This is a genomic window from Amycolatopsis sp. NPDC051903, assembly GCF_044452505.1.
GTDB lineage: Bacteria > Actinomycetota > Actinomycetes > Mycobacteriales > Pseudonocardiaceae > Amycolatopsis.
This window is the reverse complement of sequence record NZ_JBITBT010000005.1, coordinates 387379-402171: the sequence shown is the minus strand read 5'-3', so window position 1 is coordinate 402171 and position 14793 is coordinate 387379. Positions and strand designations below refer to the sequence as shown.

The following is a 14793-nucleotide window of genomic DNA, read 5'->3' as shown; positions in this document are numbered from 1 at the left end:
TGGGGAGCGGGCTCCCCACCAGGAGAAAACAGTCGTTTTCAGGACAGCTGTCCCAAGGAATCGGACACGAGGCCCCGAAGTGCCGGACGCGGGTCCGGGGCCGACGAAGAGGGGCCCCTCGGCACGTGTCCGAGGGGCCCTCGCGGCGACTGCGTCAGGCGGCGACGGCCGCGCGCACCGGCTGGGCCACGTGCGCGCCGCGGTCGGCGATCCAGGACAGGGCGGCGTCGGCACGCTCGCCGCGCAGGCCGATGCGGAAGCGCGCGATCGGCGTGTCGCCGATGCGGGTGATCCCGCCGCCGATGGTGGCGACCTCGACGTCGAAGCGGCCGGCCGCCTCGGGCAGGAGAGCACCGACGGACGCGAAGCCGATCAGGATCACGTCGGCGGAGCGGTCGTACTTCGCTGCCTGCGCGCGCGACGTCTCGATCGCCGGCAGCACGGCCTCGCCGGTCCAGCTGCCGGGTTCGGCGATGAGGTCCAGCACGTGCCCGCGCTCGACGACGGAGCCGTGGTCGAGCACCGCGACGTCGTCGCAGACGCGGCGGACCACGCTGGCGTCGGGGGTGGTGACGAGGACCGTGGTGCCCAGCTCGGCGCGCGCCCGGTCGAGCACGGCGAGCACGGCGCCGGCCTCTTCGGGGGCGATGCCCGAGGTCGGGTCGTCGGCGAGCAGCACGGCCGGGCCGGCGGCGAGCGCCTTGGCGACGGCGACGCGCCGCAGCTGGCCGGCCGTCAGGTCACCCGGCTTCTGCGCGGCGCGCGCGGTGAGGCCGACGAGGTCGAGCAGGGAGCCGACGCGGCTCTTGCGCTGCGGGCCGTCGACGCCCAGCTGCTCCAGCGGCGTCGCGATGTTGCCGGCGACGGTGCGCTCGGCGAGCAGCTCCGGCTTGGTGCCGACGACACCCAGCTGGCGGCGGACTTCACGCAGCCGGCGGCCGTCGAGCGCGGCGGTGTTGAGGCCGTCGAGCCGCACGACACCGCGGTCGGGGCGCTCCTGCAACGCGATGCAGCGGGCGAGGGTCGACTTGCCGGAGCCGGCCGGGCCGACCACGCCGAAGAGGGAACCGGCCTGCACGTCGACGCTCACGTCACGCAGCGCGGGAACCGGATTTCCGTTGGAGGCGAAGGATTTGGACACGTTTTCGACAGTGATCACGAAGAATGCTCCTGGCAGTGGGCGCAGCACCGTTCCCGGGCGCGCCGGACGTCACCGATTAACCGTCCTTTTCGGACGGTGCGCAAAAGTGCGGAAGAAGATCAGACGTTGGCCGTGGAGCGTCGACACGCACATACCGTGCGGCGGCCTTCGTCGACAACGCGCCGCTTGGTCAACAGGAGCGGGCGGGCAACCCTCTTCATCGGTAACAGCCTCCATCGGTCCTGGCTGTAGCACCTGCCCTGTCGGAGGGTGGTTGCTGCGACTTCGTCGAGCCAGGTCTCTCAGTCGCTCGGGATGGACATTCCGAGTAAAGCCGATCCCATTGGGTGAACGCAAGCGCGTTGGTGCAGATCACACGAGTGGTGGTGCCCGGACACCGGGACACGCGCCGCCACATCGTGGGCGCGGATCGCTCCGTCCCCGAATTGCTTCCGAGCGAGAGCACCGGCGATCACATCCACTGTGGACGCTTGGCTTTCGTTGGCACAGAACAGTTTTGCTCGAATGGCTCGAAATGGCGGTCCAGACGGCGCCGACCGGCGGCTTGGTGAAGTAGTTCGTCGTCACGAGACACCTCGTCTCCCCAACCGGACAGCCGTCCTGCTGGCGGGGCGCCGGCGCGCGTCCGTCACACCGTTGTGATACACGCGTATCGGATACACTCGTACCACCATGCCGCGCCGGACCGACCACGAACAGCGCCGGCGCGAGATCGCGTCGGCGGTCTGGCGCATCGCCGCGGACCGCGGGCTCGAGGCGGTGAGCATGCGCGAGGTCGCGGCCGAGGCGGGGGTGTCGCTGCGGCTCGTGCAGTACTACTTCGAAACGAAGCACAACCTGCTCGTGCTCGCGCTGCAGTACCTCCACGAACGCGGCGAGCGCCGGGCCCAGGCCCGCATCGCGGCGCAGCTGGACCAGAGCGTGCGCGGAGTGGTGCGGACCTTGCTCACCGAACTGCTGCCGCTGGACGCCGACCGCGAACTGTCCCTGCGCGTCCACCGCGCGTACTTCAGCCGCACCCACAGCGACCCGCGGCTGGCGCAGGCCTTCATCCACGACGAGACGCCGATCGAAGACCTGCTCACCAGCCTGTTGCGCCGCGCCGTGCTCCCGCCGGGCGCGCAGCCGCGGCTCGAGGCGAACCTGCTGGTCGCCGGCGTCACGGGGCTCGGCCTCGACGTCCTCCACGGCCGCTTCACGCTGGACGAGGTCCTGGTCACCCTGGACTACCACCTCGACCGCCTGTTTCAGGCTTGAGCGGCGATCCTCGCGAAGTCCTGGACGGCCAGCTGCTCACCGCGGGTCTTCGGGTCGATCCCGGCCGCCGCGAGGAGTTCGCCGGCGCGGTCGGCGGAGCCCGCCCAGCCGGCCAGCGCGGCCCGCAGCGTTTTGCGGCGCTGCGAAAACGCCGCGTCGACGACGGCGAAAAGGCGTTGCCGGTCGATGTCCTCCGACACGGCCGGCCCCCGTTCGAAGGCCACCAGTGCCGAGTCGACGTTCGGCACCGGCCAGAACACCGACCGCGGCACGGCGCCGACCTTGCGCGCCGGGCCGTACCAAGCGAGTTTGACGCTCGGGACACCGTAGATGCGGCTGCCGGGGCCCGCGGCCATGCGGTCGGCGACCTCGGTCTGCACCATCACCAGCCCCCGCGCGAGCGACGGCAGTTCGGCGAGCAGGTGCAGCACCACGGGGACCGCGACGTTGTAGGGCAGGTTCGCCACGAGCGACACCGGCGAAGCGGGCAAATCGGCCGCGGTGATCCGCAGTGCGTCGGCGCCGACGACCGTCAGTCGATCAGCGGCTTCCGGCGCGCGTTCGGCGGCGGTCCGGGGCAGGCGGGTCGCGAGGACGGGGTCGATCTCGACCGCGACGACCGACGCGCCCGCGTCCAGCAAGCCCAGCGTCAGAGAGCCAAGGCCCGGGCCGACCTCGAGGACGACGTCCCCGGGCCGCACCCCGGCCAGCTCGACGATGCGGCGAACCGTGTTGGGGTCGTGCACGAAGTTCTGGCCGAGCTTCTTCGTCGGCCGGACGTCGAGCTCTTCGGCCAGCCCGCGGATCTCGGCAGGCCCCAGCAGTTCAACCACCGGAGAAGCCTACCGAGCTGCCGCGGAGGGGGAGGGACTCAGGCCCGCTTGCCGCACACCGGCCAAGCGCCGTAGCCGCCACGCGCGTCGCGGACCTTCTCGGCCACCGCGATCTGCTGGGCGCGCGTCGCCTCGCTCGGGAGGGACGCGTACTGGTCGCCGCCGTAGGCGTCCCAGGTGCGCTTGTCGAACTGGAGGCCGCCGTAGTAGCCGTTGCCGGTGTTGACGGCCCAGTTGCCACCCGACTCACACGCCGCGATGCGGTCCCACGCGGAACCGTCGCCGATCGCGGGGTCCGGCGGGACCTTCGTGCCGACCTTGATGATCTTCGCCTTGGCCTCGACGAGGATCTTCACCGAGACCTGCTCGCGCGAGACCTCTTCGCCGTTCTTCTTGGTGACCTTGTAGGTGACCATCTTCTGGCCCGGCGTGCCCGGGTCCTGAACGGTGGTCTGGCCCTGAAGCAGCGTCGGGTCGTCGACCTTCTGCACGTCCGGGTCGATGGTCTCCTGCTGGTTGACCATCGAGACGCCCATGCGGCTGATGTGGACCTCGGCGCCGTCCTTGAGCGAGACGTCGAGACCGCCCTGGACCGCGTCGTCCGGGCCGAGGGTCATCTTGAAGTCGGAGAGGAATTCCTTGGTGGTCACCGCGTTGGTGGTGACCTGGCGCGGCGCGTTGGTGCCGTCGAAGAGCGTGACGTGCTTGAGGGTCTTGACCTGCACGGTCGAACCCTGCAGCGGCAGCTCGCCGGTGCCCGGCATGGACGTCCACGCGCCCTGCGACATCAGGTCGCTCATGCCCAGCTGGGTCATGGCCTCGCCGAGGGTGGTCGCACGCACCCACGAGGGGCGGGCCACGCCGTCGACGACCAGGTTGAGCTGGCGGCCGCGCTCGAGCTTGATGACGCCGCCGTCGCCGACCGCGGCCTGCGGGGAGGGCGAGAGCGAGTCGTGCGCGCCGACGGACAGGCCGGCGTCCTCGAGGACCTCGCCGACGGTGTCGCCGTAGCTGTGGACCGTGCGCTGCTGGCCGTCGACGTCGACGGTCACGCTCTTGTTCATCGCCAGCGCCGCGGCACCGCCGCCGCCGACGGTGATCATGACCGCGAGCACCGCACCCTTGAGGAAGCGGCGCTTCCAGGTGCGGGTGGCTTCGCGCAGGCCTTCCTCGACGGCGACCTTCTGGGTCTCCGGAGCGGCGGTGCGGTCTTCGGCCAGCTCGTCCGGGAGGTTGAGCGGCGGGAGCATCGTGGTCTCGGCGTTGATCAGCCGGATCAGCTCGTCGACGTCGACGTCGATCTCGGCCATCAGCGCGTCGGCGTCGTCGCCGAGGGCGACGAGCACGTCCTGTTCGGTCACGTACAGCTCGTCGGAGAACTCGAGCTCCCCGTACGCGGTGTCCTCGAGCTCGCGGTCGAGCACGGCCACCGAACCAGCGGAAGTGAAGTAGGGGCTGTCCGCGCTATGGCGCGCGCCACCCTGCCAACTACCAGTCACCGGGTCGTTCCCTTTCCCAGGGCAGGAAGTGTCGCCACTACCCGTCCTTCGTCGCGACGCACCGCTCGGTGCGCCTCTCAAGTCCGACACCCCCAGCCAGCGCCATCGTCACGGTTCCGAGTCGTACCAACCCCGGTTCCGCTTCCCCGACGTGCACTGACGTGACTGTGGGCGTATCAGCCGGATCCGCCTTCGCGGTTCCGACCGGCACGATCACGGGACAGTAACGGAGGTCGCCGGGTTCCGCAAACACCCCCCGGAGTGTCGTGACTTGTGTCACTCGGCAGAGTGGGCGATCGCGTTCCCCGAACGTCGCAATCCGTTCAACCCGTTGTGACAGCGTGGAATCAGGCACCCGGCAAGTGGTACACCCGCTCGGCCGTGGTCCGGACCGCTTCGGCGACCTCGTGGACGGCTTCGCCCCTGAGCGCCGCGAGGTGCCGGACGGTGTAAGCGGTGCAGTAGGGCTCGTTCGGGCGCCCACGGAACGGGTGGGGCGTCAGGAACGGCGCGTCGGTCTCGGCGAGGTACTGGCCCGCCGGCGCGAGCCGGGCGGACTCGTGGAGGCCGCGGGCGTTCTTGAACGTCACCGTGCCCGCGAACGACAGCACGTAGCCCTTGTCGAGGCAGCGGCGCGCGATGTGCTCGTCGCCGGAAAAGCAGTGGAAGACGACGGTGTCCGGTGCGCCCTCTTCGTCGAGGATGCGCAGCACGTCCTCGTGCGCGTCGCGGTCGTGGATCATCAGCGTCTTGCCAAGCCGCTTGGCGAGGTCGATGTGCCAGCGGAACGCGGCCTGCTGGGCGTCGTGGGGCGAGTAGTCCCAGTAGTGGTCGAGGCCCGTTTCCCCGACCGCGACCACCCGCTCGGCGGCGGCGAGACGCTCCACTTCGGACTTCTCGGCGTCGCCGAACTCCTTGGTGCGCGTGGGATGTATGGCGACAGCCGCGAACACACGCGGGTCCCACGTGGACGCGTCGACGGCCCAGCGCGCCGCCGCGAGGTCGTCGGCGACGGTGACCACGCGGGCGACGCCGGCCCGTTCGGCGCGGTCGACCATCGCGGTCACGTCGGCGGCCGTCACGGCCCCGCACGCGTCGAGGTGGGTGTGCGCGTCGACCACGGCGGCCGGGAGGCGGTCGGGGATCGGCGGCAGTTCACGCTTGTCTTCACCCATGCCCTGAACTTACTGCGCGGCGAAGCCGCTCCGGTGCGGGTGGTGGCGCCCGAACGCGGCGAAGGGCGCCCCGGGGAGTCCTCGGGGCGCCCTTCGGCGGCACGACAGTGTTACTTGATGATCGGCGCCCACTCGGGCCCGTCTTCACCCAGCTTCGGGTCCAGCTTCGTGAACAGCGGCGTCGGCTTCTGCAGCGGACGGCCGACCTCGATCGGCTTCGACTCCCACTTGGCCTGCTCACCCGCGTAGTCGCCGGTGAGGATCGGGTTGATCCGGCCGGGGATGTCGAGGTCCTCGACCTCTTGCAGCTCCGGCTGCGCGGCCCACACGCCCGTGCCGCCGAGGGCCTCGTGGACCTTCTGCGCCGAGTGCGGCAGGAACGGCGTGAGCAGCGTGTTGGCGTCGCTGACGACCTGCAGCGCGGTGTGGAGCACGCTGTCGCGGCGAGCCGGGTCGTCCTTGAGCTTCCACGGCTCCTGGTCCGACAGGTAGCGGTTCGCGGCCGTGACGACGCGCATGGCCTCCGAGGCCGCCGCCTTGAAGCGCGAGCGGGCGAGGTGGGCCCCGGCGGTGTCGAACGCCTTGCGCGAGAGCTGTTTCAGCTCCTCGTCGGCCGGCGCGGGGGCGTCCGGGCGCGGGATGGCGCCGACGTTCTTGTGCGCCATCGAGATCGACCGGTTCACGAGGTTGCCCCACTCGTTGGCCAGCTCGAAGTTGGTGCGGCGGACGAACTCGTCCCACGTGAAGTCGGTGTCCTGCGTCTCCGGGCCGGCCACGGAGATGAAGTAGCGCAGCGCGTCGGGGCCGAACTCGCGCAGGAAGTCGTGCACGTAGATCACGGTGCCGCGCGAGGTCGAGAACTTCGAGCCGCTCATGGTGAGGAACTCGCTGGACACGATCTCGTCGGGCAGGTGCAGCTTGCCGTACTTGCCGGGTTCGCCGCCGTGGTCGCCGTCGCCGTTGTGGCCGAGGAGAAGCGCGGGCCAGATCTGGGCGTGGAAGGTGATGTTGTCCTTGCCCATGAAGTAGTAGGCGCGCGCGTCGGCGTTGTTCCACCACTCCTGCCACGCGTCGGGCTGCCCAGTGCGGCGCGCCCATTCGACGCTGGCGGAGAAGTAGCCGATCACGGCGTCGAACCACACGTAAAAGCGCTTGAGCGGCTGGTCGCGCCAGCCGTCGAGCGGGATCTTCACCCCCCAGTCGAGGTCGCGCGTGATCGGGCGCGGCCGCATGTCGTCGATGAGGTTCTTGGTGAAGTTGAGGACGTTCGGGCGCCAGTCGGTCTTCGTGGCGAGCCAGTCGCCGAGGGTTTTGGTGAACGCCGGCAGGTCGAGGAAGTAGTGCTCGGTCTCGACGAACTTCGGCGTCTCGCCGTTGATGCGCGAGTGCGGGTTGATGAGCTCGGCGGCGTCGAGCTGGTTGCCGCAGTTGTCGCACTGGTCGCCGCGCGCGGCCTCGTACCCGCAGATCGGGCAGGTGCCCTCGACGTAGCGGTCGGGCAGCGTGCGCCCGGTCGACGGGCTGATCGCGCCGCGCGTGGTCTTCGGCACGACGTAGCCGTTGCGGTTGAGCGCGAGGAAGATCTGCTGCGTCACCTCGGCGTGGTTGCCGGTGGTGGTGCGCGTGAACAGGTCGTAGGACAGCCCGAGACCGCGCAGGTCCTCGTCGATCTGGCGCGTGTACTTGTCGGCGGTCTGCTGCGGGGTCAGGCCCTCCTTGTCGGCCTGGACGGTGATCGGGGTGCCGTGTTCGTCGGTCCCGGACACCATGAGGACCCGGTTGCCGGCCATTCGCTGGTAGCGGGAGAAGACGTCGGACGGGACGCCGAATCCGGACACGTGGCCGATGTGGCGGGGGCCGTTGGCGTAGGGCCAGGCCACCGCGGTCAACACAGGGGTGCTCATACCTGTTTAGCCTACGGAAACCGTCCAAGGCATTCTTCAGCGGCATTGTCGGGCGGTACGCGAAGGGAGAACGCGGTGTCGGCGACGCGTCTGCTCGTGCTCGGAGTGGTGCGCATGTTCGGCCGGGCGCACGGTTACCAGGTCCGGCGCGAGCTGCTGAGCTGGTCCGCGGAGAAGTGGGCCAACGTGCAGCCCGGGTCGATCTACCACGCGCTGAAGAAGATGAGCGCGGAGAACCTCCTGGAGAAGGTCGACGTCGAGCCGGGCGATGCCGGCCCGGACCGCGTGGCCTACCGGCTCACGGCCGACGGCGAGCAGGAGTTCCAGCTGCTGCTCACGCGCGCGCTGTCCGACCCCGAGGTCGGCCACCCCGAGATGTCGGCGGGCATCGGGCTCATGCCCGCGCTGCCCCGCGCACACGCGATCAGCCTGCTGCGGCAGCGCCTCGTGCACCTGGAGGGCGAGGAACGGCGGGCGCGGCTGATGCTCGACGAGCAGGCCGACTGGGGCCAGCCGCCGCACGTCGTCGAGCTGTTCCGGCTGTGGGCCGGCATCTCCGGGGCGAGCCACACCTGGCTCGAGAACCTGATCGAGCGGCTCGAGAAGGGCGAGTACGTGATGGCCGACGACCCCGACCCGTTGTTCCGCGGCCCCGGGCAATCCTCAAGGTAATCAAATTTGACTAGCAATCTCCGCTCGGGCACAGTGTGCTCCTCGACTCGTCAAACTTGACTAGTTGATCTCTGGGAGGAGAGGGGTTCTCATGATCACGGCACGCGGCCTCGAGCGGCGCTTTCGCCGCAAGGGCCGGGGCGGGGGCGAAGTCCACGCCGTCAAGGGGGTCGACCTCGACGTGGAGGCCGGCGAGCTGGTGGGGTTCCTGGGCCCGAACGGGGCGGGCAAGACCACGACCCTGCGCATGCTCACCACGCTGCTGAAGCCGACCGCGGGGACGGCGACGGTCGGCGGGCACGACCTGCTCACCGACCCGCTCGGGGTCCGGCGCAACATCGGCTACGTCGCGCAAGGCGGGGGTTCGTCACCGGAGGTGCGCGTCGTCGAGGAGATCGAGCTGCAAGGCCGGCTCTACGGCCTGTCGAAGGCCGACGCGATCGCCCGCGGCGAGGTGCTGAGCGAGCAGCTCGACCTCGCGGGGCTGGGCGAGCGCCTCACGAAGACGCTGTCCGGGGGCCAGCGCCGGCGGCTCGACATCGTGCTCGGGCTGGTCCACAGCCCGGGGCTCGTGTTCCTCGACGAGCCGTCCACCGGACTCGACCCGCAGAGCCGCGCGAACCTGTGGGACCACATCCGCCGGCTGCGCGCCGAGCACGGCGTGACGATCTTCCTGACCACGCACTACCTCGACGAGGCCGACGCGCTGGCCGACCGGCTGATCGTGATCGACGACGGCCGGATCGTCGCCGAGGGCACACCCGACTCGCTCAAGTCGAAGGTGTCGGGCGACGGCGTGGTCATCGGCGTCGACCCTTCGGCGGCGATCGAGGCCGCCGACGTGGCCCGCCGGCTGGCGGGCGCGCACGACTTCGACGTGGCCGACGGGACGATCCGCTTCCGCGTGCCGCGCGGCGACACGGCCATGCCGGAGCTGCTGCGCGCGCTCGACGCGAAGGACATCGCGATGACGTCCATGCAGGTCACCCGCCCGACGCTCGACGACGTGTTCCTCACGCTGACCGGCCGCACCCTGCGCGACGCCGAGCAGCAGCCCGCCGCCCCGGAGGTGTCCGGTGCTGCTTGACACGTGGCTGATCTTCCGCCGCGACATGACCGCCGCGCTGCGGAACCCGGCGTGGCTGCTGATCGGGATCATGCAGCCGCTGCTGTACCTGTTCTTCTTCGGGCCGCTGCTCGTGAAGACGCTCAACGCGCAGGGCCTGTCGGACGTCGACGGCTGGATGGTGCTCACGCCCGCGCTCATCGCGCAGCTCGCGCTGTTCGGCAGCTCGTTCGTCGGCTTCTCGCTGCTGGCCGACTACCGCTCCGGCGTGGTCGAGCGGCTGCGCGTGACGCCGGTGAGCCGCGCGGCGCTGCTGCTCGGCAAGGTGCTGGCCAACGCGCTGCAGGCCGTGGTGCAGTCGGTGCTGATCATCGTGCTGGCGTACCTGGTGTTCGACCTCGACGCACCGGTCGGTGGCGTGCTGCTGAGCCTGCTCATCGTGTTCCTCCTCGCGCTGACGCTGGCCTCGTGCTCGTACGCGCTGGCGCTCACGCTCAAGAGCGAGGAGTCGTTCCCGGCCCTGCTCAACGCCGTGCTCATGCCACTGCTCCTGCTCTCCGGCATCCTCATCCCGATCACGGCCGGGCTGGCGCCGAAGTGGCTGTACACCATTTCGCAGATCAACCCGTTCCGGCACGTGGTCGACGTGGAGCGCAACAGCTTCCGCGGCGACTTCTCGATGGACGCGCTGTTCACCGGCAGCGTGGTGGTGTTCGTGATGGCCGTGCTCGCGATCTGGTGGGGAACCCGCACGTTCCAGCGGGAAAACGCCTGATCAAAGCCCGGGACACGCCGGGTTCGGGCCGCGCTGCGCCCGTGTTCCCGACGTAGGGTGGCCTCTCACCCGACGTAGGGCTGGCAGGGGCGCAGCGTGACCGAACCGGAGACCGAGCGAGGGCTCACCCTCACCCACCGCGAGCAGGTGCTCGACTGGGCGGCGGTGCGCGCCGCCGACGTCCGGTTCGCGTCCGTGACGATCAGCGAGAACGTGAACTGGAGCGACCCGGGTGCCGAGCGGCTGCTCGCGTCGGCCCAGCACGCGGGCATCCACACGGGCGCGCGGCACTACGCGCGGCCGGGCGCCGTGCACGACCAGGCCGACCACTTCGTGCGCACGGCCAGCAAGCTCGGTGCGTTCGCGCCCGGGTCGTTGGCGCCTGCTCTCGAGGTGGACGCTGTCAGCGTCGACGACCGGTTCGTGAAGTCGTGGATCAAGCACGTGCGGCACGCGGCCCGGATCCGGCGCGTGCTCGTGTACGCGGGCCACGACTGCTGGGCGCACCGGCTGCACCCGGACCGCTGGGCCGATCCGGACGTGGTGCTGTGGCTGGTGCGCCACAACGGCATCGCCGGCCGGCCCGGGTGGTTCCACGCCCGGCTGGGGCTGCACCAGCACGCGTACTCGGGGCTGGCGGGCATCGCGGGACCGGTGGCGCAGGACGCGGTGGTCTACCCGTTCACGTTGTCGGACGTGCTGCTCTGATCACGGTTTTCCCGTTCCGCCGGTGTTCGTTGGCAAGATGTGCGCGTGCGCTTCTCCCGGCAGCGGCTGACGACGGACGTGACCCCTTCACGTGCCGTTGAGCTGTTGTCGGCTTTTGCCGCAGCACGGGGATTGCCGCAGCCGGCGGCGTTGTGCGGGTCGTGGTTCGGGTCGCGCGCGGTGGTGGCGCCGTTCGTGGGGGTTTCACCCGCGCCGTTTCCCGCGGGTGCGGTGGTCGCCGGTGAGCCGGGCTGCGTCGGGGGCGGGTGGTTCGGGTACCTGTCCTACGACCTGACGGATCCGTCGGGGAGGTCGTCGGGGGTACCGGCGTCGGCCTGGGGGTGGGCCGATCACGTGCTGCGGTGGGACGCGGCGGGGGTGTGCTGGTTCGAGTCGCTGGCCGACGATCCGGGGCCGTTGCTGTCCGCTGTGGAGCGAGCGCTCGGGTCTGCTGCTTCGTTGACGTGGCAGGCTTCTTCCCTGCGACGGCCCCCTGCCGTCGAGCACGAGCAGGCTGTGAAGGCGTGTGTGGCGTCGATCGAGGCGGGGGAACTGTTCCAGGCGAACGTGTGCACTCGGTTCACAGGCTCGTTCTCGGGTTCGCCCGCGGCGCTGTTCGCCGAGGGGGTGCGGCGGCTGGCGCCGTCCCGTTCGGCGTTCGTCTCGGGTCAGTGGGGGTCGGTGGTGTCGCTGTCGCCGGAGCTCTTCCTGGCGCGGCACGGGCGACGGGTGCGGTCGACGCCGATCAAGGGCACGTTGCCGCGGCGGGGCCCGCGTGAGGACGGTAACGCTCTTTTGTTGCGTCAGTCGGTCAAGGACGTCGCCGAGAACGTGATGATCACGGATCTCGTGCGCAACGACCTGGGGCGCGTGTGCTCGGTCGGGAGCGTGGTGGTGCCGTCGCTGCTCGACGTGCACCCGGCGCCCGGTGTGTGGCATCTGGCGTCCACTGTGGAGGGATCGCTGGCGCCGGGCGCGTCGGATGCCGCTTTGCTGGACGCGACTTTCCCGCCGGGTTCGGTGACGGGCGCACCCAAGATCCGGGCGCTGGCGGAGATCGCTTCCCTGGAGCCGGTGGCGCGCGGCGTCTACACGGGCGCGGTGGGGCTGCTGTCGCCGGTGGCCGGGCTTGAGCTGAACGTGGCGATCCGGACGTTCGAGGTTCGCGGCTCGGAGATTTCCCTGGGGGTCGGCGGCGGGATCACGGCCGATTCGGACAGTGCGGCGGAGTGGCAGGAGTGCCTTCACAAGGCGGCGCCACTGGAGGCACTCCTGGCCACGCCTACGCGCGGGGGTTGAGCAGGAGCTTCCCGACGGTGCCGCGCGAACGCAGGGCTTCGTGGGCGGCGCGGGCGTGTTCCAGCGCGTACTCGCCGCCGGGGATCGCCCGCAGCTCGCCGTCCTGGATGAGGGTGAACAGGTCGTTCAGTGCGGTGCCGAAGACGTTGCCGGGCAGGCGGAAGACGTGCGGCAGCCACATGCCGGTGATCGTCGTGCTGTGGCCGAGCAGGTTCCGCAGCTCGACGGGCTTGGGCTGCTTCCGGCTCGCCATGCCGAAGAACGCGAGGCGGCCGAACGGCGCCAGCGCCGCGATGCTCTGGTCGGTGGTCGCGCCGCCCACCATGTCGAGGATGACGTCGATGCGTTTGCCGCCGTTGGCCTCGACGAGCGCGTCAGTCGTGTTCCCGGCGTTCGAGTCGACCGCGACGTCGGCGCCGAGTTCCAGCGCGAGCTTGCGCTTTTCTTCGCTGCTGGCGGTCGCGATGACGCGGCCGGCGCCCCACGCCTTCGCCAGCTGCACGGCGATCGAGCCGACGCCGCCGGCCGCCGCGTGGACGACGACGGTCTCGCCGGCTTCGAGGTGGGCGTTCTTCTTCAGCAGCACCCAGGCCGTGGTGCCCTGGACCAGCATCGAGAGGGCGTGGAGGTCGTCGACGTTCGCCGGCACTTCGAACGCCATGCGCTTGTCCGCGACGGCCTTCTCCGCGTACCCACCACTGGTGATGAGAGCGACCACGCGCTTGCCGTCCTGCGTCTTCCCGACCACTTCACCCCCGGGCACCAGCGGCAGCTTGCTCGGCGCGAGGTAGGAGTTCTCCGCCTGGTGCGTGTCCGCGTAGTTGACCCCGATCCGCTCGACGTCGATCAGCACCTCGCCGTCTCCGGGCTGGGGCTCGGGCAGCTCGACGAGGTTGAGCACCTCGGGTCCACCGAACTCGGTCACCTGCACAGCGCGCATCGGCTCTCTTCTTTCGTCGTCGGTTGCGTTGAGACATTCTGTCAGACGTCTCATCAATGCGACACTCTGTGGTAACGTCTCACGCCATCGACACGTTCGCCTCGCGCCCCGACCCCGCCGCCGCCTTCGCACTGGCCCGCACCTGGTTCCTCGCCGGCCGCCGCGTCGACATGCGCGATCTGGCCGCGGCGCTGGACATCAGCCGCGCCACCCTCCACCGCTGGGTCGGCAGCCGCGACCACCTCCTGGCCGAAATCCTGTGGTCCGAAACGTCCCTGGTGTTCGACAACGTGTCCTTCACCGGCCGGGGCGCCGCCGGGGTGGCGGATGCGATCGGCGCGTTTGTCTCGACGGTGAACGGCTCCGCGGCTTTCCGCGCGTTCCTGCAACGCGAACCCGAACGCGCCCTGCGCTTGCTGACGACGAAGGCGAGTGTGGTCCAGTCCCGCACCATCGCTCAGCTGACGGACCTCCTGACGGCCGAAATCGCGGCGGGCCGCCTGGCGTCCCCCCTGCCGGCCCCGGACCTCGCCTACGTCCTCGTCCGCCTCGGCGAATCCTTCATCTACACCGACGTGATCACGGGCGACGAGCCTGATGCGGCGAAGGCGCACGCGGCCGTTTCGGCCCTGTTGAGCTGATCACTGCGGTGGCCTCACTTCCGGGCGGCCACCACGGCGTCGTACAGGTCCTTTTTGGACACCCCCGCCCCCTCGGCCACTTCGGACGCCACGGCCTTCAGCCGTTCCCCGGCGGCCACCCGGGCCGCGACCTGATCGACCAGGTCCGACACCGACACCGTGGGCGGCACCGCCCCCTCCAGCACCACGGTGATCTCGCCCCGGACCCCGTCGGCGGCCCACTCGGCCAGTGAGCCCAACGTGCCCCGTTTGACCTCTTCGTACGTCTTGGTCAGCTCGCGGCACACGGCGGCCCGGCGGGAAGCCCCCAGCGCGGCAACGGCGTCCGCCAGCAAGGAACCCAGCCGGTGCGGCGATTCGAAGAACACCACCGTCCGCGGCTCCGCGGCCAACGCCGAGAACCACCGCGCGCGCTCCCCCGGCTTGCGCGGTGCGAAGCCCTCGAAGCAGAACCGGTCCGAAGGCAAACCGGACAAAGCCAGCGCCGTCGTCACGGCCGAGGGGCCGGGCAGGCAGGTGATCGGCAGATCCTCGGCCACACAAGCCGAAACCAGGCGGAAGCCCGGGTCCGACACCGAAGGCATCCCCGCGTCGGTCACCAGGAGCACCGTCGAGCCGGAGCGCAGGGCGTCCAGGAGCCCCGGCAGCCGCGAGGTTTCCACGTCCTCGTAGAACGACACCACCCGGCCCGACGGGGAAACGCCCAGCGCTGCGGCCAGGGAACGCAGCCGGCGGGTGTCTTCGGCGGCGATGACGTCGGCGGTGCCCAGGGCGGTGACCAGGCGGGGCGACGCGTCGCCCGGGTCGCCGAGGGGGGTGGCGGCCAGGACGAGCCGGCCGGGCGGAGTGGACATGCACGTCA

14 protein-coding genes and 1 riboswitch are annotated in these 14793 nt (G+C 70.4%); of the genes, 7 read left to right on the top strand and 7 right to left on the bottom strand.

Annotation, left to right across the window (positions count from 1 at the left end; genetic code table 11):
- Nucleotides 1-154: 154 nt before the first annotated feature.
- Nucleotides 155-1159, bottom strand: a complete 1005-nt coding sequence (locus ACIA77_RS15870; RefSeq protein ID WP_395886586.1) for a methionine ABC transporter ATP-binding protein — start codon at nt 1157-1159, stop codon at nt 155-157.
- A gap of 196 nt (nt 1160-1355) precedes the next feature.
- A riboswitch (SAM riboswitch) is annotated at nt 1356-1463 on the bottom strand.
- Between the two features lie 371 nt (nt 1464-1834).
- Between ACIA77_RS15870 and ACIA77_RS15865 the strand changes: the two genes are divergently transcribed.
- Nucleotides 1835-2419, top strand: a complete 585-nt coding sequence (locus tag ACIA77_RS15865; protein WP_395886585.1) for a TetR/AcrR family transcriptional regulator — start codon at nt 1835-1837, stop codon at nt 2417-2419.
- Here ACIA77_RS15865 and rsmA read toward each other — a convergent pair.
- From rsmA to metG, 4 genes are all read right to left on the bottom strand, one after another.
- Entirely contained in the window at nt 2410-3252 is an 843-nt protein-coding gene (gene rsmA, locus ACIA77_RS15860) for a 16S rRNA (adenine(1518)-N(6)/adenine(1519)-N(6))-dimethyltransferase RsmA (protein WP_395886584.1), read from the bottom strand. The two genes, ACIA77_RS15865 and rsmA, sit on opposite strands and share 10 nt — an antisense overlap.
- Before the next feature lie 38 nt (nt 3253-3290).
- Entirely contained in the window at nt 3291-4676 is a 1386-nt protein-coding gene (locus ACIA77_RS15855) for a transglycosylase family protein (RefSeq protein WP_395886675.1), read from the bottom strand.
- A 422-nt stretch (nt 4677-5098) separates the two neighbouring features.
- A complete protein-coding gene (locus tag ACIA77_RS15850; RefSeq protein ID WP_395886583.1) occupies nt 5099-5926 on the bottom strand; it encodes a TatD family hydrolase in 828 nt (275 codons plus the stop codon).
- 110 nt (nt 5927-6036) lie between these two features.
- Nucleotides 6037-7830, bottom strand: coding sequence for a methionine--tRNA ligase (gene metG, locus ACIA77_RS15845; RefSeq protein ID WP_395886582.1), 1794 nt, complete (start codon nt 7828-7830; stop codon nt 6037-6039).
- Between the two features lie 75 nt (nt 7831-7905).
- Here metG and ACIA77_RS15840 point away from each other — a divergent pair, with 75 nt between their 5' ends.
- From ACIA77_RS15840 to ACIA77_RS15820, 5 genes are all read left to right on the top strand, one after another.
- Nucleotides 7906-8502: a PadR family transcriptional regulator gene (locus ACIA77_RS15840; protein WP_395886581.1), complete on the top strand. Its 597-nt coding sequence runs from the start codon at nt 7906-7908 to the stop codon at nt 8500-8502.
- A gap of 91 nt (nt 8503-8593) precedes the next feature.
- Nucleotides 8594-9589, top strand: a complete 996-nt coding sequence (locus ACIA77_RS15835) for an ATP-binding cassette domain-containing protein (protein WP_395886580.1) — start codon at nt 8594-8596, stop codon at nt 9587-9589.
- Nucleotides 9579-10343 (top strand): ABC transporter permease, encoded by a 765-nt coding sequence (locus tag ACIA77_RS15830; RefSeq protein ID WP_204093296.1) that lies wholly within the window; start codon nt 9579-9581, stop codon nt 10341-10343. Before ACIA77_RS15835 ends, ACIA77_RS15830 begins: the two co-directional genes overlap by 11 nt.
- Before the next feature lie 96 nt (nt 10344-10439).
- Complete coding sequence (locus ACIA77_RS15825; protein WP_395886579.1) at nt 10440-11051, top strand: GH25 family lysozyme; 612 nt, start codon at nt 10440-10442, stop codon at nt 11049-11051.
- Nucleotides 11052-11096: 45 nt separating this feature from the next.
- Complete coding sequence (locus ACIA77_RS15820) at nt 11097-12350, top strand: aminodeoxychorismate synthase component I (protein WP_395886578.1); 1254 nt, start codon at nt 11097-11099, stop codon at nt 12348-12350.
- Here ACIA77_RS15820 and ACIA77_RS15815 read toward each other — a convergent pair.
- Nucleotides 12334-13290 (bottom strand): zinc-binding alcohol dehydrogenase family protein, encoded by a 957-nt coding sequence (locus ACIA77_RS15815; protein ID WP_395886577.1) that lies wholly within the window; start codon nt 13288-13290, stop codon nt 12334-12336. The two genes, ACIA77_RS15820 and ACIA77_RS15815, sit on opposite strands and share 17 nt — an antisense overlap.
- Before the next feature lie 68 nt (nt 13291-13358).
- Between ACIA77_RS15815 and ACIA77_RS15810 the strand changes: the two genes are divergently transcribed.
- Nucleotides 13359-13931 (top strand): QsdR family transcriptional regulator, encoded by a 573-nt coding sequence (locus ACIA77_RS15810; protein WP_395886576.1) that lies wholly within the window; start codon nt 13359-13361, stop codon nt 13929-13931.
- Between the two features lie 14 nt (nt 13932-13945).
- On the opposite strand, the gene rsmI is transcribed toward ACIA77_RS15810, so the two are convergent.
- Nucleotides 13946-14785, bottom strand: a complete 840-nt coding sequence (gene rsmI / locus ACIA77_RS15805) for a 16S rRNA (cytidine(1402)-2'-O)-methyltransferase (RefSeq protein ID WP_395886575.1) — start codon at nt 14783-14785, stop codon at nt 13946-13948.
- Between the last annotated feature and the right edge of the window lie 8 nt (nt 14786-14793).